General features: G+C 33.4%; 16 protein-coding genes. 1 reads left to right on the top strand and 15 read right to left on the bottom strand.

All coding sequences use genetic code 11. The annotated features are described in order from the left end of the window. Positions 1 to 3 precede the first annotated feature (3 nt). From essC to I6L50_RS16690, 13 genes are all read right to left on the bottom strand, one after another. On the bottom strand, positions 4 to 4515 hold the full coding sequence (essC, locus tag I6L50_RS16750) for a type VII secretion protein EssC (protein ID WP_219302098.1): 4512 nt from the start codon (positions 4513 to 4515) through the stop codon (positions 4 to 6). A 43-nt stretch (positions 4516 to 4558) separates the two neighbouring features. After that, complete coding sequence (essB, locus tag I6L50_RS16745) at positions 4559 to 5758, bottom strand: type VII secretion protein EssB (RefSeq protein ID WP_219302097.1); 1200 nt, start codon at positions 5756 to 5758, stop codon at positions 4559 to 4561. A 73-nt stretch (positions 5759 to 5831) separates the two neighbouring features. After that, positions 5832 to 6083, bottom strand: coding sequence for an EsaB/YukD family protein (locus tag I6L50_RS16740; protein ID WP_219302096.1), 252 nt, complete (start codon positions 6081 to 6083; stop codon positions 5832 to 5834). A 4-nt stretch (positions 6084 to 6087) separates the two neighbouring features. After that, complete coding sequence (essA, locus tag I6L50_RS16735; protein WP_219302095.1) at positions 6088 to 6591, bottom strand: type VII secretion protein EssA; 504 nt, start codon at positions 6589 to 6591, stop codon at positions 6088 to 6090. Then, positions 6563 to 10300, bottom strand: a complete 3738-nt coding sequence (gene esaA / locus I6L50_RS16730) for a type VII secretion protein EsaA (protein WP_257475395.1) — start codon at positions 10298 to 10300, stop codon at positions 6563 to 6565. The genes essA and esaA overlap by 29 nt, the downstream gene beginning before the upstream one ends. Positions 10301 to 10425: 125 nt before the next feature. Next, positions 10426 to 10722: a WXG100 family type VII secretion target gene (locus I6L50_RS16725; RefSeq protein WP_000918598.1), complete on the bottom strand. Its 297-nt coding sequence runs from the start codon at positions 10720 to 10722 to the stop codon at positions 10426 to 10428. A 308-nt stretch (positions 10723 to 11030) separates the two neighbouring features. Further along, the gene (locus I6L50_RS16720) at positions 11031 to 11459 is read right to left on the bottom strand and encodes a GNAT family N-acetyltransferase (RefSeq protein WP_219302094.1); all 429 of its coding nucleotides are present in this window, start codon (positions 11457 to 11459) and stop codon (positions 11031 to 11033) included. A gap of 7 nt (positions 11460 to 11466) precedes the next feature. Then, positions 11467 to 11829, bottom strand: coding sequence for a cupin domain-containing protein (locus tag I6L50_RS16715; RefSeq protein WP_219303711.1), 363 nt, complete (start codon positions 11827 to 11829; stop codon positions 11467 to 11469). Between the two features lie 12 nt (positions 11830 to 11841). Beyond that, the gene (locus I6L50_RS16710; protein WP_201051972.1) at positions 11842 to 12327 is read right to left on the bottom strand and encodes a GNAT family N-acetyltransferase; all 486 of its coding nucleotides are present in this window, start codon (positions 12325 to 12327) and stop codon (positions 11842 to 11844) included. After that, on the bottom strand, positions 12324 to 12884 hold the full coding sequence (locus I6L50_RS16705) for a 2'-5' RNA ligase family protein (RefSeq protein WP_219302093.1): 561 nt from the start codon (positions 12882 to 12884) through the stop codon (positions 12324 to 12326). The genes I6L50_RS16710 and I6L50_RS16705 overlap by 4 nt, the downstream gene beginning before the upstream one ends. Before the next feature lie 6 nt (positions 12885 to 12890). Next, positions 12891 to 13457 (bottom strand): GNAT family N-acetyltransferase, encoded by a 567-nt coding sequence (locus I6L50_RS16700; protein WP_219302092.1) that lies wholly within the window; start codon positions 13455 to 13457, stop codon positions 12891 to 12893. A 231-nt stretch (positions 13458 to 13688) separates the two neighbouring features. After that, positions 13689 to 14816, bottom strand: a complete 1128-nt coding sequence (locus tag I6L50_RS16695; RefSeq protein WP_219302091.1) for a metallophosphoesterase — start codon at positions 14814 to 14816, stop codon at positions 13689 to 13691. A gap of 147 nt (positions 14817 to 14963) precedes the next feature. Next, positions 14964 to 15386 carry a GNAT family N-acetyltransferase gene (locus I6L50_RS16690; protein ID WP_113938543.1) on the bottom strand — a complete coding sequence of 141 codons (423 nt, stop codon included), beginning with the start codon at positions 15384 to 15386 and terminating at the stop codon, positions 14964 to 14966. Between the two features lie 131 nt (positions 15387 to 15517). Here I6L50_RS16690 and pdxR point away from each other — a divergent pair, with 131 nt between their 5' ends. Beyond that, complete coding sequence (gene pdxR / locus I6L50_RS16685; RefSeq protein ID WP_219302090.1) at positions 15518 to 16915, top strand: MocR-like pyridoxine biosynthesis transcription factor PdxR; 1398 nt, start codon at positions 15518 to 15520, stop codon at positions 16913 to 16915. 47 nt (positions 16916 to 16962) lie between these two features. Here the strand turns inward: pdxR and I6L50_RS16680 are convergent, their stop codons facing one another. Beyond that, the gene (locus I6L50_RS16680) at positions 16963 to 17820 is read right to left on the bottom strand and encodes a YitT family protein (RefSeq protein ID WP_060749812.1); all 858 of its coding nucleotides are present in this window, start codon (positions 17818 to 17820) and stop codon (positions 16963 to 16965) included. Positions 17821 to 17989: 169 nt separating this feature from the next. Beyond that, positions 17990 to 19198, bottom strand: coding sequence for a macrolide family glycosyltransferase (locus tag I6L50_RS16675; protein ID WP_219302089.1), 1209 nt, complete (start codon positions 19196 to 19198; stop codon positions 17990 to 17992). Between the last annotated feature and the right edge of the window lie 145 nt (positions 19199 to 19343).

Here is a 19343-nt window from a genome sequence, read left to right as displayed (position 1 = left end):
CCCTTAAATAGTTGGCACTTTAATTCTAGTGGCAAAACGATTTTCAACAAAATACCCTTCAAATGGATTTAATTTTGTACTACTTAAATCTTTATTAGATACATCGAAGACCATTTGGCCTGATGATTTTCTAAGTAAAATAACATGAGATTGCGTTTTTATTGTTTTTGAAACTAAGTCGTATCGACTGTCAATTGAATCAACATCACAGCCAATTACGAAGTGGATGCCCATAAATGCACCATTTGTTATTAATTCCGCCAAACTGTATATATCGCTATCTTCTAAATTACTTAAAATATCATTTACATCTGCAATTACGATTACAATCGGCTTAAATTTCTTAATAAATTCTGCCGGGTTCACTGTTTCACTTGATGCTTCTTGCTCCTCTTTAAACGCCGCTTCTCTCGATTTATAAGCATTTGTAACTTGTTTAATCGTTTTCTCGATTCCTGTTTTTTCAGCTACATATAAAGCAGCGCTCTCTCTATAGTTTGAGAAATTGCGTGTTCTTGTATCAATTAAACCTAGGTCAAAGTGACCACTGTCTGCTAACTGTTGAAGGAATTGATGAACTACATTTTCAACTTCATCTTTCTTAATTCCCCCTACAACAATATTAGACGCTTCCGTTAAATCTAATTCGAGAGGTGTAACGCTTTCTGTTTCTACACCAAATGTTAGTTTGCCTACTTCAATAATTTTCCTTGTTTCTGGCCATGCAATAAATTCTTTGTATTCCAGAACTTCAGGTACCATAGGGATTGCCTTCGGTCTTTCTCCATCCCAGAAGGAATCCATCTCTTTTCCTTCAGCTTGTATATTTTCAATTCGAGTAAGTACATCTTCTCCCTTTGTCGGTAAAGCTGTTTGGAAGATTGTTGGTTCGTCAATTTTAACTAAACCACGTCCTGCTAATTCTTCAATTTTCAACTCTGTTCTTCCTACAATAGCTCTAGATTCTGCCTCATCTATCATATATAGAGCAATTTGTAGTTTAATATTTGTATTTACTTGTACTCTCAATGCATTTTGACGTGTAGCCGTAAGCATTAAATGAATTCCTACTGCTGCCCCTTCACGTACAATTTGTGCAATAATGCGTTCAAAGTCTTCTACAAATCCAGCTTCTCTAACAGAATCATAGCTATCTAACGTAATTAATATTGTTGGTAATACTTCTTTACTAGCTCTCTCATACATTTCAAGACTCGCGACGCCATATTTACTTAGCAATTGCTTTCTATCTTTTAATAGGTCTTCTATGCGACGAAGAAACTTCTCGCATTTTTCAACTTGGTCTAATGTAATGATGTCTGCCACATGCGGTAAATATTTTAATGGCATTAAACCATTTGTTCCGAAGTCTAATAAATACACATGCAAATGCTCCGGACTATGCTGACGAGCTACATCCATAATGACTGATTGTAAGAATGTTGATTTTCCGTAGCCTGGACTTGAGAAGACCGCTACGTGTCCGTCTTTACTAATATCTAGTGTTAATGGTGTTTGTGATTGTAATTCAGGCTGATCTAGTAGACCAACTGTTGCTTTTAATGGTTTCTTTTCTTTCGTCCATGCTTCTTTGAACTGAATAGCGTGTAAGTCTTGTAAATATACGCTTTCTGGAAGTGGTGGTAACCACGGTCTAACTAACGCTTCAATTTCATTTATTTCTGCGTAATCGTGAATGTAGTCAATAACAGCATCCAGTTCAGACGGTACGCTTATTACTTCTTTACTGCTACCAAGTCCACTTAAGTCTTCACTTAATATTTCATATTGTCCTAGATCATTTATTGCATAGATTGTTGCGTCTAAATGTTCTTTATCCTCTTTGTTTTCTACATAGTCTGCTCCGCTCCAAGCTGATTGGAATAGTTCATAAATTTCATTATTCCCAACTTGTAAGTACGCACGTCCTGGTAATGTAATTTCAGCAGCATCTGGTGTTTTTAAAATTTCATTACTATCTGACGTATTTTGAACTTTTAATGCTAGTTTGAATTTCGAGTTACTCCAAATTTGATCATCTACAACACCACTCGGTTTTTGCGTAGCTAATATTAAATGGATTCCGAGTGAACGACCGATACGCGCTGTTGAAACTAACTCTTTCATAAATTCTGGTTGTTCTGACTTCAGTTCCGCGAATTCATCACTAATTAAAAATAGATGTGGCATCGGTTCACTTACTAAGCCCTCTTTATACAATTTTTGATATTGATTAATATGGTTTACATCATTTTCCCCAAATAATCGTTGTCTTTTTTGTAATTCAGCTTTAATTGATGCGAGCGCTCTCATACTTTGTGCTCCATCTAAGTTCGTAATTGTTCCTAATAAATGCGGTAAGTTTTTGAATAAATTCGCCATACCGCCGCCTTTATAGTCAATTAGTAGAAAGGCTACTTCGTAAGGATGGAAATTGACTGCTAGAGATAAAATATACGATTGTATAATTTCCGACTTACCTGAACCTGTTGTACCTGCTATTAACCCGTGTGGTCCATGTGCTTTTTCGTGTAAGTTTAAGTTTACGATATCTTCTTTACCACGTAATCCAAGTGGTACAGCTAAAGATTTATGCGCTGCATTTTTCTCCCAGCGACTTGTGATATTCAGTTCTTTTACTTTCTCAACACCGTACATTTCTAAAAATGTTACACTTTCTGGAATACTATTTTTTAAGTTTTGCAAATGGTTTAACGGTGCCAATGCACGTGAGACATCTTCTAAATTGAACCCTTTCGGTACATGATTCAATTTAAATTGACGGTTAACAAGCTCTCCTTGTTCTAAGATGATGTTCCCTTGTCTTGCATCTCTTATATCAATTACCGTTTTCACGTGCTCCGGTAAACTCTGCATAACATCTTGTACAAATACAAGTGATACACCTAATTGACTCGGATCAGCATTAAAGAATTCCATAACAACATGGTCTAGTATTAGTTTTTCATCTGTAATGAGAACGACATAGTGCGGTGCAAAATACATTTTTTCATTAGTTGAACTTTTTTCATCTAGTTTTAATTTTCGTTCTTTCAATATTTGATACAAACTATTTAACACTTGATCACGACTACGATCATGGTATACAAATCCACGTACATTTATATCTCGAACACTTCCATGAGGTAGCCAGCGCATCCAATCCCATTTTTCTTTTTCTTCTTCAGGAAAAATAGTAATAAACTGCAAGTCATAATAACTATGGAATAACGCGGTTTGCACAACTAATAATTGTAATTGTTCTAACACTAAAGAGCGTTGTCCAATATAGCCAACCGGTCCATTTATCAAGTCTGTTACAACAGGTACATCTTCCAAAGAAAGATAACGCTGTCTTAGTTCACGTGCTATATCAATTAATTCATCTTTCGTTTGACTAAATTCTTCTTCATTAAATTGGATTTCAAAACTCGTATTAGCTTGTCCTGTCCCAACGCTAAATGTTAAGAAATCATGATGTAGCATTGTTTTTTCATATATACGTGGATTTACTTGCACAGCCATATTACGTATTACTTCAACATTTGGATTATGAAATTGTAATGCATGACGCTGCTTTTCACTTTCTGCATGTAAATCTTTCGTTTTTTGTTTTATATACGCTCTATAACTTTTATCACGTTCAACAATGTCAATTTTATATTGCTTTAAATTTTTTATATAAGATGTGACAGAAACAATAATCGTTACTAATGTCATCGCAATCGATGCAATAATAAACATTCCATATTTCATAAAGATAGCAAGTAATACTGTTACGACAATCATGACAAGAGATGGTGCAATAATTCTCGCCAAATGCTCAGTCGGTTTTGACGGCATACTTGAAGGTTTTGCAATTGTCATTTTCTCTTCTGGTTCACGGTAAATAATACGTGGTGAACGATGATAGTCTGGATAACCACTTTGATAATTCGTTTCGGATTCTACTAAAATAGGTAACGTAGATTTAACGTTCTCTTCTGAAGACAATACTTGAATATCTTCACTGCCTATCTCTACTAAAACACCATCAAAATATAATTGATCTCCTGCTTCTAACATAGCGCTATCTTTTAGCTTCGTATAATTATGAAATACATCCCCTTCATATACGTTTACTCTAAAAGAATCGTACAACGTTTCACGAGATAGCATTAAATCCGCATTTGTCCCGGTAATAGAAATATCATCATAACTGTTTTGACTAATTGTAAGAGAATGTTTCGTACCCATATCAAACACTTTAGTTGTACCAATAATAGATATAAAGATTTTCAAGCTCACATCTTTAGTTTTTCCAATCTCAAATTCCTTATTGAACTCTATTAATTGATTTTGTACCATCCAAGCGTTCACTTCATTATTCCACTTTAACTCTACTTCTTGTTCTAAACTTGGATTCGTAATATCATTTGTCCACTCTTTTCCAATCGACACTATTGATTGCTCATTTGGATGTAATGTGCACTTATATATTTTGTCTCCATAAGTCAATACTAATAGTTGCTCCATCCGTGTTCACTGCTCCTTTTCAACTGTCTCATCAAGTGCTTGCTTACTCTTTTTTCTCTGTGTCCGACAAGTCTTTATCGCTTGATGAATTACCATATTTCTTTTTATACTCATCTAATTGTTGCTCATATGTTTTTAACTTTTGATCACGCTCTTCTCCTGACAAGTCCGGATTATTTTTCAGCGATTCAATTTGTTTAACAAGGCCGTACATAATAAGCTGCGGATCATCAAGTGTCTTAGCTAAATCTAATGATTTACCAAAATCACCTTTTCCGTTATACATCCAATAAAGCAAATACTTTTCATCACTTTTCAAACTAATATTTTTCATAATTGCTTTCTTTTGATTTTCACCTAGTTTTTCAGCTGTAATGTATGCAAATGCTAACTCATATTTAGACGCAACCGGTAATGATTCAAATTCCTCTTCATTTAATTGAGTAATTACTTTGTCATAATCAGTTGCTATGAAATTCGCATTTGCTTCTAATAATTTATTTTGATAAGGAAATTTTATAAAAGTGAAATATATTAAAGGAGCAGCTAAAATCACAGTCGCCGCTATGAAGGAAAAAGCTAAGTATTTAAACGATTTATAGCTTTTTTTAGGTACTAACTGCATATTTTTTTCTGTTTTTGTTTGTTCCTTCTCAAAGCTGTCATCAAGAAATTGCAGTAATGCATCTAAGCTTTCCATTTGAGCAACCGTCTGTTCAAATGTTGTTTCTTTTGCATCTTTTAGTAACCCAGCATACAAATCATCAAAATTGTGCTTTTGGGAGAATAAAGCGATAATTAGACACTTATATTGTGTTAAAAATTGCTCTTCTAACAACGGGGTTGGTGGAACAATATCTCGAATTCCTCTATGTATAATACTTGGCATTAAATTAGCATTAAAAACTATATTGTCCGGATGTAAAAAGAACGTGATTCGTTTATTTAAATATTTACGAAACTGCGCAACATTTCGAAGCAGTCTTAATTTCTCATTTCTTCCAAAACGGCTAAGATCGTCCCACTTATATAATTTTTTATCCACTTGAAATATAAAAGTAAACATATCATCCGTTTCTTCTATCGTTAATGGTACAAACTCAGATGATGCGCCCGTAATTATATCGAATTGACGGAAGTCTTTTATACGTGTTTGAGATTTTGTCATCTCCAATTCCCAATTTTCTTTTTCTATTTGAAATTGATAGTTCATTGCACCAATTTGAATTGTTTTTTCCGTCATTTTTATCCTCTTCTCCTTTTCTTTATAACCCGTAATAACTTATTTTCAAATAACTAAAAGTATAAAATATTCTTTATAAAACTTGTAAAATATCTCCATCTGTTATTTGGTGATCGATTAAACGATCATTATCTGTTAAAATAATTGACTTATTTTTCACTTTAATCACAAAATGTGAACCTTCATGATTATCAACCTTTAGCGTATCTAATAAATTTTTCAATAAATATTTAATAGATTGATGATTCGGAATACGCAAATCGTATGTATTTCCATTCCATTTACTAAAATCTACCGTTACATTAATATGTGTTTGTATTGCCATTACTTTACCTCCAACTTTTGCGAAGAACTGTATAAATACCGATGCAAATAAGTACAATGCCACCGCCAAATAATAATATTATTGTTGTACTAATTGGCTTTTCATTCATTGTTTCATTACTCGCTACTTCATCTGCACTTTTTCTGACAACGTATTCACTGCTAAACAAACTATTTTTCGTATCTTTAACACTATTTATTTCTTTTTGTTTTATAAAAAGAGAATCTCGTAAAGCTTCCATATCTTTTTGTTCTTTCTTTTTCTTTTTCTGAATTTCTTCTTCTATTTCTTTATTAAATAACTCAATCGATGCTTTATCTAATTCCGTTTCCTTATGTTCCTTTTTATTTTTTTCCTGGTCGCTTTCTTCAAGTCGATCCACTTTAAACTTAATCTTCCCATCATCACCAAGATAACTGTCAGCCGCGCTCCTTATCGGTAGCGCGACAAACAGTAAAAGGATAGAGAGAAATGATAACTTAGCCACTATGCTCCATTGTTTGATCATTTACTTCTTTTTCCTCCCATTTCTTATGCCATACAAATAGATTACTAACTAATCCGATAATGGCAATTACAAACAACACGATGAAAATAGCTTTTCCAGTATCTTTACCGCTAATAAAATCATTTAGAAAACTTTCTATATACTGAAGTGGTGAGAACTGACGTACCTTTCCAACAGACGACATTTGATCTACTTTACTTCCAACTGCTTCAGTTAAAAATAGGTACATACTTAAAAATACTAATAGAATAAACATCCCTACCATTTTTATTTGTCGTAATAAGTATGTTGAGACCAATACAAACGCCATCATAATGATTGTGATAAACGCAATCCATAGTAAACTTTGATCTTGACCGAACTGTAAAAGACGTCCAGAAATGATACCTATACTAATTCCTTCCACAATTGATATACCGAATGCCACTACTGTAGTTGGTACATTCATATCAATTAATGAGAATTTCTCTTCAAAATGATCTGATTGCGTTCGTTTCTTTTCTTGATTCGCAATTGCGTATGCTGTAAATAACGCAACAATAAAACAAGTTAATACAATTAAATATGGTGTAAAAGCATTACCAGCTACAATGACTCCATCATTTTGTTTCTGAACTGGACTAGATAAAAATTGATATAACATTTCATTTTGGCGATCACCAATTCGGCTATTAGCCAAAATTTTAGTAAAGTTTTTGGAGAATGATTTATCATCGTCCATTTTCTTTGTAAAGTCATTTAATAATGAATCAGCCTTTGAAACAATTGTCGTTCCACTGTCTTGAATTTCTTTTGCTTGTCCATTAATTTGATCAAATGTTTTATATACATCGTCTGATGTTGTTAAACTATGCTTCGAACTCTCGACCAATGACTGACTTTGCATCATTAATGATTTAATACCAGAATCTAACGATAAAACAGCTGTTTGCTCACCAGTATTATTTGTTGTTAGCACTTGCTGTTCTTCAACTAGCTTTAAGCTACTCTCACGCCATTTCGCTAAACCTTTTAAATACTCTCCTAAATTTTCATTCATACTAGTTGCTTGCTGCGTCGTTACATTTAATTTCTCCGCTAGTAGCATTGAATTTTGATCCGCACTAGTAATGAATTGTTGATAAGAGTCTATTTTTTGTTTTAAACCTGTCATATCTTGCTTTACTTCTGTCGTAATACTTGATGAAACAAGATTTGAAATTAAATCAATTAAGCTTTGTTTATTTAATACGTAGTACAAAGATTGTTCAGTTGCAATTGCATCTAAACTTCCCTCTTCTAGCTTAGGACCTACATCTTTCGTTCTTAAATCAATCCCATAATACATTTCGTACAGACTAATTAAACCTTGATAACTTTCAACTGTATCTACTGCTTCTTTTATTAATACACTAGATATATTTTTTGTTAATTCTTCTGATTTTTGATGTACAACTTGATTCGTCGTACTTTCAATAGTCGTTGAGTTACCACCTTGATTTTGGTTTCCTCCGTTACCTGTTCCAGGGTCTGGATTTCCTTCATTACCTGTTCCGGGGTTTGGGTTTCCTCCATTACCTGTTCCAGGGTCTGGGTTTCCTCCATTACCTGTTCCAGGGTCTGGGTTTCCTCCATTACCTGTTCCAGGGTCTGGGTTTCCTCCATTACCTGTTCCAGGGTCTGGGTTTCCTCCATTACCTGTTCCAGGATCTGGATTTCCTCCATTACCTGTTCCAGGGTTTGGGTTTCCTCCATTACCTGTTCCAGGGTTTGGGTTTCCTCCATTACCTGTTCCAGGATCTGGATTTCCTCCATTACCTGTTCCAGGGTTTGGGTTTCCTCCATTACCTGTTCCAGGGTTTGGGTTTCCTCCGTTACCTGTCCCAGTTCCACCTTCTTGGTTTCCTCCGTTACCTATTCCAGATCCACCTTCTTGGCTTCCTCCGTTATTCCCTGTTGTATTTTCCATTTTTTTGATAATAGGTTTTTTAGCATTGTGTACTAACGGTATAATGCCATACTGTGATTTATGAACCACATTTTCCACCTTGCTGTTTTCAGTTTGTGTTCCTTTATCTTCTTTATTAGGTTCTTCTTTTTCAGAACTAGTTTCTTTTTTATGATTCCCACTCAATTTCCAGTCCCACATTACAGGAGAGAAAACATCTATATTGATGTTTGGATTTTTTAACTTCACATGCAGATTAATCTTTATATCCCCTTCATTACGAGGAGGTATTGTAATTTCTCCTGCTTCGCTTTGAAGAAAGTCACTTGTACGATCCACATCATCAATATGTAAAGCCCCTGTATTTCCATATAGTTCAAATTCTTCTGGAATATTTATCTTCAAGGTTTGTGAAGATTCCATTTTAATTACGTTCGCCGTATCACTAAATGTAATTCCCTCTTTATAAAGTCTATCCTTTACTTCTTTAATGGCATTTCCTAAAGATATTTTATTTACAGGGTCATAATAAAAATTATTTTCTTTATTATATTTATTTGTAAATTGGATTACATTTTGCAGTTGTAATTTCGTTGCATCTGGCAATTCACTTTGAACGATTTCTTCCATGTTTAAACTAGGTAATTTTGCAATTAAACTTTCGATTTGTTTCTTTATTCGAACATCTGGTTGTTTCATTAATGTATTTATAAAGATCTCTTGCTTTCCATCGTTCGACATAGATTGCTTTAACTTTTTAATTATCGTCCCTTGAATATCACTCTCTAACTTTCCTGCAAGTTCTGTATCATATTCTGATACTTGTTTTTTTACATCTGTTAAATATTTTTGCATTGCTGAAGCATCAGCTAAAATATTTGGTTCTTTCTCTGAAAGCATAAATTGATTTGCAATAATTTTATTTGCCGATTCCAGTGAGCTTAACTGCTTTAAAGCATCACCTGCACCCATCTCACTCATAGATTGATTAAATTGACTCGAAAAATTATTAGCTAACAAATTATTATCAGATTGCATTTTTTGAAAGTTATTAAAACCTTCCAAATAAGTATTATTAGATTTATTTCCTTCATCTAATGTTTGACCAAACCCTTTTAAGACATCCTGAAATCCTTTAAAACTATTAACAGAAATTCCTGTATAGTCTTGTACCGTTTTAAATTGATTTGTATAATTTGCCAACGGACTATGTACATCTTTTTTGTACATAGTTGTTTGAACGTTTCCTTTTTCAATTATTTTGCCTATATTATCTTGTGCACCTTGCAACTTACCGATAATACTTGCAAAATAAACGTCGATGATTTGCTTATTGAAATCCTCTAAAATTGTAGACGCCGTATTTTCAGCCTCAGCTTTCAAATCTTTATTCCCAGTTGCATTTACTTTGTAGTTTAACGTTAATTTCTCTGGTAGTTCTGAATCAATCGCAACAGCTTTCCTAGAAAAATCATTAGGTATTACAATCATCATATTGTAATTATTATTTTTCAAACCATTTTCTGCTACTCCGCGACTAACTACGTACCATTCTTGTTTCGTATTTTTATTTACATTTTTAACAAATTGATCTCCAAACGCTATTTTATTCCCTTCAAATACAGTTCCTTGATCTTCATTTACTAATGCAACTGTCATTTTTGGCGTGCTATTCTCATTAGCTTTCTTAACATTTTGATTTAATGCTAAATAGGAGACTCCTGTTGATAGCACAAGAGCTAAAATAATAAACAACAAGATGCTCCACTTAAACTTTTTCACTACTTATCACTCCTGCGGCTGCGAGTCTATTAAGTTAAGGACTCCTTATCTTACTCTAGTTTTAAAGCAATTTAGCCATACAACAAAAGTTGCATGGCTAAATTATATATTTCTTTTGCCCGTTTTTATTGTAGACCGAAATTACGAGAAAGATCTTCGTCGTGTCTAGCAACAGCCTCTGCAGTTTTATTAAGCTGCATATTAATTTCTTGTAATAGCTCTGCGAAGTTTTGTACTTTTGGTTTTAATTGATTGAACTGTTGATCAAAACCTTCGAAAGCACGACCTTCCCATTCTCCTCTTAATTCATTTTGTAAGTTTTGTAACTGACGTAAAATGTCCTCAATTTGATTTGCACCTTGTCCATATCGAGTCGCTTTTGATTTAAGCTCCTCTGGTGACATACGAATTTGTCCTGCCATTATTAAATCCCCCTTAAAATTTTAAAATAGTAAAATTAACCCAAAATCAATTCTACAAATTGATTATATCAATAATTTAAAAATTTCTAAATAAAAATATGATATTTTTCCAAAATTTCTCTTTTAATATAATAACATTATATTATATAATATAAATTTATTGTTTTTTTTAAAGGACTGCTAAGCGTTTCTACCTCTATTTAATAATAAAAAGAAAACTTTTTTTGCCCAAAATTCAGAATATAACCTTTACAAATTACATACTGATTTTCTTTTTCTTGTTTCTTCGCCCACTTAAAATCGTTTTCTCACTTCAACGTCATGATTACTTGTCTTTCAACGAAGCCAAAATCTTCGTACATTTCTTTTGCAAAGTTCCCTCTAAATACATTCAAGCGAATTTCTGAATACTTTTCTTGTAGTTCCTTAATCCCAGCTTTCATTAGTTTTCGTGATAATCCTCTCCCGCGATACTCTGAAAAAACATACAATTCATAAATAAAGCCGAGTTTTTTACGAGAGAAATAGTCCACATTTTCTCCTATTAGTATCCATCCCACTACTTTATTTTCTTCCTTTGTAACTATATAATATGCCCCTTTTTCTACTAAAGGTTTTGTAATTTCAATCGCTTTTTCCGTACTTAGTTGACAATTCCCTCTCGTTCCTTCGAAAAGTGATTGAGCTGCATAATGTAATATTTTTTCCGTTTCTTTCTCATTCGCTTTTGTAATCATTCCTTTCTCACTCCTGCCCTCTAATCATCATTGAAATACCATTTTCAAGACCGTCTGACTCAATTACAATTGCCATCAATCCTTTTTCCGTACTTGTTTCATGTAACTCACCCTTCTCCCAAAACACAGCTTGTCCAGCTTCTACCTTCACTTTTTCTTTATCTGCCCCGCATACATATCCTTCACCATCCACAATAAGAAGCGGCTGCGACACAACTGCTTCATGATATCCGATAATTCCATTCTCTTGTAAATGCATAGCGCCGATATGTATATTCCCTTGATAGTTTAATATTTTCGACATTATGAAATTAGATTGAAATACTGATATGTGCTTTCCCATTTTTTCGCTAAAGTCAAATATTTTTATTCCTGCTCCTCCCTATATGTATAAAACCATCCTTATTGTCTGCATCAAATGTCCTTCAAAATCTTCTTCAAATTGCTCTAATTCGGCAAAACCCTTCGCTTCATAAAAGCGCTTTCCTTTTTCGTTTGCTGCTTCTACATGAATGTACATTTTTCGAATTCCGTTTAATGCTGAAATTCCTTTTTGTAATAAAGCACTTCCTATCCCTTTTCCTTGCTGATCTGGTAACAAATAAATCGCACCTAATTCTGCTTCATTTTGCAGTCTAACAGGTGAAAAATTCGCAAATCCAATTACTTCTCCCTCTTCTTCTGCAACGAATAAATGTGTATTTTTAAGACGATATTTCATTTTTTCATCAGAATATGCTTCCTCTAAAAAACTATCTTGAATCTCTCTCGGAATAATTCCTTCGTAAGTATCATGCCAAGCTATTTTTGCTACGTTTTGTACAGCATGAATATCTTCTTGCTTCATTTCTCTAATTACATATGTCATCTCGATGTCTCCATTCTCTTTAAATTATATTCTGTTAATATACTAGAAGAAATGGCAAAATCATTTTCATAATTTACCTTAATTAATTTTAACTTCTCAATCGAAGCTAGTGTAACATCAAACTTTTCATATATATATTCCATTACACTTAAAAATTGATTTAAATTTAACCCATTTGCAATCGTGCAATGCGGCACCCATTTTCCTGGTACGTAATATGACTGTAGATTATCATGAAAAACTTTGAAATAATCATGATAAGAATGATGAAGTCTTAATAACTCATCGGTAATGGTTGGTGCTAGAAAGATCGTTCCGTTAGTAGGAAAAGTTCCAACAGAAGGAAAAGTTACAGTGGAGATGTTCTCTTGAAAAGCTACAAACTCCTCTAATCTCTTCGTATATAAATTAATATCTAACTCCTTATAATCAGCCAATGTTATATGTGGTTCTACTCCGGCTAGTTCATTTGTTTCAATTATATTCGTTAATTCATTTTGCAATTCTCTAACTTTATTAGTAGACACACAATCAAATGTAGCAATGATAGCGTACATGCTTCCTCACCCCTTCGTTACACATAGCACTTCCCATTCTTCACGAATCATTCCCATTCGAATAGAATCATAGTATGTCCCGTTATAATATCGGCATTTTCGCATTCTTCCTTCTAAGCTCATTCCTATTTTCTCTGCTACTTTCATCATTCTTTCATTGCCAGACCAAGTTGTAAGCCCTACTCTACCAATCTCCATATTTTCAAATAGTAAGTCCCTATATAATGTTAATGCTTCTGTACCATATCCACCATTCCAGTATGCTGGGTCATAAATTACGATTCCCATTTCTAACCAACGCGTCGGTTTATGCTCCCAATAAAATCCGACTGTCCCTATAATTTGACCGTCATTTTCGACAATTAAATTCGATAGCGGCTCTTCTATTAAACGTTTTTGTGAGTTTTCTTTATATCGCGTGTATTCTTGCATTGTTATTGGAAAGTATGGTGCATCCCATTTTTTCCACTCTGGATTTTCTTCTTTATATATGAAGCTCCATAATGTTTTGATATCTGATTCTTTTATTGTACGAATTGTAACTTTGTTCCCCTTTAATATAACGTTTTGCATAATTTCCTCCTACATTCCTCTTTATTTCATATACAATTATAATATTTTTTCAGAAAAATCAAAACAAAACTCCACTCTATTTTGTATAATTTTGTTATATGATACGAATTATTTATATAAATTAGCCAATTTTTTCGAGTTTAATTTAGAAACTGTACTTCGGAAAAAATTAGATGAAGTACGAGCTCGTAGCATAGTTAATAAAAAATAGGAGGTTATACCCCTCCTATTTTAGCTAAATATTGTATTCCCCTTCTTTTCTACCTCAAGTAGAATTCCTTTCTCAATCCAGCCTTCTACACCATCTTTTTTAATTAAATCATATCCCATGCAGCTATCATCAATTAAAGAAACTGTATCCCCTTTTCTAATACTGATTTGCGCACAAGAAATATCCGTTTTCACTGTATACTCACCTGATTCAAGTTGCTTTATATACTCGTTTTTCACATGAAGTAATTCATTTGTTCCTAGTTGTTTACATACGGTAAAACCTTTCATTCTCTCCACAGGCTTTATGTAATAATGCGGATATATAACCCCGCCCTGCATTACTGAATTCGCATTAAAATCGGCCAATACCTCATACTGTGGAAAATGATCTACATATGTATAAGAAAACGTATCACCTAAAGTTGTCCTCTGTATAATAAATGCGTTTAATTGCCCTGCTTCTTTAATCGCATTACCACCATCAATCGCAATAATTTTTTTCTCCTTATCAATAACTGGATTGTTAGACGGCGCCTCTTCGGAATAGTTCACAACAGGCCAATGTCCAACAATTACGTACTTATCCGCTCTATGTGACTTATTAAAAAACTCTGGCATTGCAATTGCATTTTTCCTGTCTGTTTGTCTCCAATTCTCTCTATCTTCAAGACCAGCATGTACAACGATATAATCTTCTGTTTCAATCGCTGTCGGCAATTCTGTTAGCCACTTTATTTCTTTTGAAAAATGGCTCATCAATATGTTTTTCACTTCACGAATATCACTTTCTTCATTAACTGTAATGTTCAATTTCCCTAGCCATTCATTAAAAATTGTATTTTTTCGCGTACATAAATAATTTATTAGCGCAGGATTTTCATTTACAAGCGCTTCAACTACAACTTCACAATTCCCTTCAACTACATAAACATTTGGCTTGCTAACTACTAAATCCATGACGTAGTTTACTACGCCGATGCTATCGTTCCCCTTCTCACAAAGGTCGCCATTTATAATTAAATAATCATCATCTTTAAAATTAACTTTATGTAGTAGTTCCTTAAAAAGATCTAATTCTCCATGAATATCAGAAATAATGATGACTCTTACATCATTTGGTATAGATAATTTCTTTATTTTTTCCAAGTATAAACGCTCCTAACATTCTCTAAATACAATATCGCCTTGTTAATTTCTAATATTCGACAAATTATATTACTAGACCTGTTCCTAGCTCAAATCTGTAAAAGAAAATAGGTTCCATATATTTTTACACACGGAACCTACTTAATATTATAACTCTTTATAAAAAGAATAACTTACCTTATCATAGCCTTCTCTTTCATAAAAACGATGGGCATCAACTCTTGGAAACGCTGATGTAAGAACGATAGAACTGCACCCTTTTTCTCTCCCCCATTTTTCTACATATGACAGAAGAACTTTACCATATCCTTTCGATCTGTGAGCTTCCGCAGTTACAAGGTCATATACGAAAACATGTTTCTCATTATAAAAGTTCGTACAAATTGCTACACCAGCAAGACAAACAACTTCATCATCTTCATTCTGTAACGAAAGTAGTTTATAATTTTCTTCTTTCATTTTTTGAAATAAAGAACTTGCTTCTTCTCTTGAAATTTTTGTTCGTAATTGCTGTAATACAGGGAATACATCATGTAAATCAGCTTCTGTTACTACTTCTCTAATATTCATTATAATTCTCCCCTTGCTATTTATTAAATTTTCTAAATGTTATATCATCATTATAAAAAGTAACTGCCCTTAACTTAAGTGACAGTTCGATTATTTTTTATATGGCCAGTTTTTAAAGGAGAATTCTTAAAATGGATCTTACTATCCCATTACAATTAGAAAGTAAAACACCAATTTACTTACAAATTTACGAATATATGAAACGAGAAATTTCTCAGGGATTACTACCTGCCGGTACACGCCTTCCTTCTCATAGAAATTTAGCGATACAACTTAATGTTAGTCGTATTACTGTTGAATCTGCTTATCAACAATTACTAGCTGAAGGTTATGTAGAAAGTAAACCGAAACGCGGGATTTTTGTTGTGGAAGTTGATATTGATGTCATTCAAAATAAACAACACGTTGCGTCAAACAGCGCTAACAATATTAAAAATGAACAATATGACTATGATTGTAGCCAAGGCCTTATTGATCAAAAAGCTTTTCCAATTACAAACTGGAAAAGAGCATTACAAGAAACTTTATTCCAGTATGAAAATGAATTATTTGCTAAAGAAGATCCTCAAGGTGAGTTCGTTCTACGAGAGCATATTTCAAAATATTTATACCATGCACGCGGGGTACATTCTTCACCTGATCAAATTATTATCGGAGCCGGTACACAGCCTCTTCTTTGGCTACTACTTCAACTGCTTGGTTCAAAAAAAGAATACGGAATCGAAAACCCTGGATTTCACCGTATAACTGCCATGATTCAAAGTTCTGGTCTTCCTGTTCACCCTATTTCATTAGACGATAAAGGGATTCGTATTTCAACTTTACTTGAATCACGTTCCAATGTAGCATACGTCACTCCATCACACCAATTTCCTCTTGGAATGATTATGCCATTATCTAGAAGGCTCGAATTATTAAAATGGGCCAATGATTGCGGAGGATATATTATTGAAGATGATTATGACGGAGAATTTCGTTATGTAGGAAAACCTATTCCCTCTTTACAAGGACTAGATTCAAATGAACGCGTTATTTATATGGGAACTTTCTCGAAATCCTTCTTACCTTCTTTGCGAATGGGGTATATCGTTTTACCAACTCACCTATTAAAAATCTATACAGAGCTGGAAGGTAAGTTTAAACAAACTGTTTCCACAATACAGCAACTCGCTTTTGCAACCTTTATTCACAATGGTGATTGGGAGCGCCATTTGAACCGTAGTCGTACGTTATATAAAAGAAAGCACACATTACTAGTTAAATCTATCAAAAATGAAATGGGATCTCGTGTTCAAATACTTGGCGAACAGTCTGGACTGCATATCGTACTTCATGTTCATAATGGTATGAACGAACAAGAACTGATTCATACTGCTGCAAAACAACAAATCAAATTATACCCACTCTCTACATATGATTCTGTACATAATTTAAGGGAGGCGTCATATGTACTACTCGGTTTCGGCAGCATTCCCGAAGATAGTATCGAAATTGTAGTCAAATTACTAAAGGAAGCCTGGTTCCTTTAGTAAAATAACTCCACATAAGTTATACTTATGTGGAGTTATTTTACACACTATTTTTCTGATACGTCTCCTGATCGAGCAGTCCTTCCTGGACGCTTAACACCAGTTGTTTCTGTTGAATAGGAAGCTTCAATTATAGCGGTTGGATCTACAGAGAGAACGAGATCTTTCATTTTTGGATAAATGAAACGGTTTGTAATACAATAAATGATTTTCTTGTGCTCTCCTAAAAAACCACCTTCTCCATGTAGATACGTAACGGATAATTGCAATTCTTTCATAAGCAAATCGCCTATTTCTTTATTTTTCCCAGAAATAATCATAACGCTCTTTCCTTGATTAATACCATCTAATATGAAATCAATCATTTTCGTAACAATATAGAAAATTGCTAATGAGAACATCGCTTGCTCAATTGAAAATAAAATAGCAACAAATACAAAAATAACCGCATTTACAGCAAGTAAAAATGTACTAATTGGTACTTTAAAATGCTTGTTCATCCAAACAGCTAACATTTCTGATCCATCAATTGCTCCGCCCATTTTTACAACGATCCCAACACCAACTCCAAATAGAACTCCTCCGTAAAGTACAATTAATAATTCCGAAGTCGTAATTGCTGGAAATGGTTTTAAATAAATCAATCCGAGTGTTGTAACAACATTTGCATAGGATGTACGGATGAAAAACTTCTTTCCCATTACCTTTGCAGTAAATAGTAAAATCGGGATGTTAAGTCCTAAAAACACTCCGTAAAGCGGTAATCCAGCAACTTTATTTGCCATAATAGCAATGGCCGTTACCCCACCATCTACTAATCCATTAGGTGCTAAAATAAGCTCTAGTGAACCCGCTACAATAATGGAGCCAATTGTTAATAATACGTATTCAAATAATTTTTTCATTCATTACCCCCAAAACTTATGTATTTTCTTAGTATTATTTTAACGTAATTTTACTACTAATTCAAAGATATGAGTTTATATACACAAAAGTTTCACCTTTACAGTGATTTTTTATGTAATTTATTTATAAAAACACACTTACATATTACAGTAAGTGTGCTCCAAACATTTATTTAAGTTTTAAGTATGAATTCATTTTCATTTTTAATATTTCATCAACTGCCCTATTATACCCACCAGCATTTCGAAGTGACTCTCCAACTTTACGACTATTTTCCTTAAACGTTACATCATACGTTACTTTCTCTACAGCTTCACGTAACGATTCAGAAGTTAATTCTTTACGATTAAGCCTTATTCCAGCTCCTACTTCACTCACTCGCTTCGCAACTAAAGGCTGATCTCCTGTTACCGGAATTACAACTAATGGGACACCGTAATATAGTGCTTCACTTGAACTATTCATACCACCGTGTGTCACGAATACATCAGCAAGCTGTAATACTTCTAATTGCGGCACATAATTAAACAACTTAAAGTTATTCGGAATGTTTTTAAATTGACTTATATTTATCTTCTTACCAACAACTAATATGACTGTCGCTTCTACATCTTTAAACGCTTCAAAACATTTTTCATATAGCTCAGGTTGTTCATTAAAAACTGTTCCCATAGAAATGAAAATCAATTTTTTATCTTTTAAATCTTCCATAGGAAAGCGCCCTACTTCTTTACGCGTAGCAATTGATGGGCCGACAAACTTATACGATTCATCGAATACATCTGAACGCGGCTGATATTCCTTTGAAGTATATACAATAGTAATATCACCAGGATGGTTCATAATATCATACATACTATTACATTTCATTCCATACTGTCTATTCCATTTTTCCATTCCTGCTAAACAAGATTGATACAATGGATTCGTTTCATCTACTTTTCTTGATTCATGTTCATCGTTAAAAGTAATGTACTGATTAAAAGCAAACGTTGTACAAGAAGAAACGCTAGGTAATTTTAAAAAATTGGCTATAATACGTCCTACTGGAAAATGATTATCGTATATCAAGTAATCATACTTTTCCCCTTTTGTTTCTTCTACAATTTGAGTAACAATACGCTCTGATGCTTCAATCATATGAGACAGCATCGTCAAAGGACTCCCACCTTCATTTACTCGCTCCATAATATTAATTTGAGAGAGGAAATTCTCAAACACTCGGAATTCTGCACCTGTTTCTTCAATCTTCTTTCTATAATCTTCAATACAATACGAAACAACTGTCTCCCCTCGCCGAATTAACTCACTTACAATAGCTAAAGTCGGATTTATATGACCTTCTCCAGGGAAATTTATTACGAGTACATTTGCCATAATATTCTCTCCTATCTAATATAATTAATAGTTAATCATATTAATTAATTTAAAACTATTAAGTAATCTATTCTACTTCTTCATATATTTCTCTTCATTTTATTATTGAGAAATATTTTTCATAACCTACATTATAACTCTTATA

This window comes from Bacillus sp. FDAARGOS_1420 (assembly GCF_019344915.1).
Lineage (GTDB): Bacteria > Bacillota > Bacilli > Bacillales > Bacillaceae_G > Bacillus_A > Bacillus_A mycoides.
The sequence above is the reverse complement of the archived record's forward strand: the minus strand, read 5'-3'. Positions and strand labels throughout refer to the sequence as shown.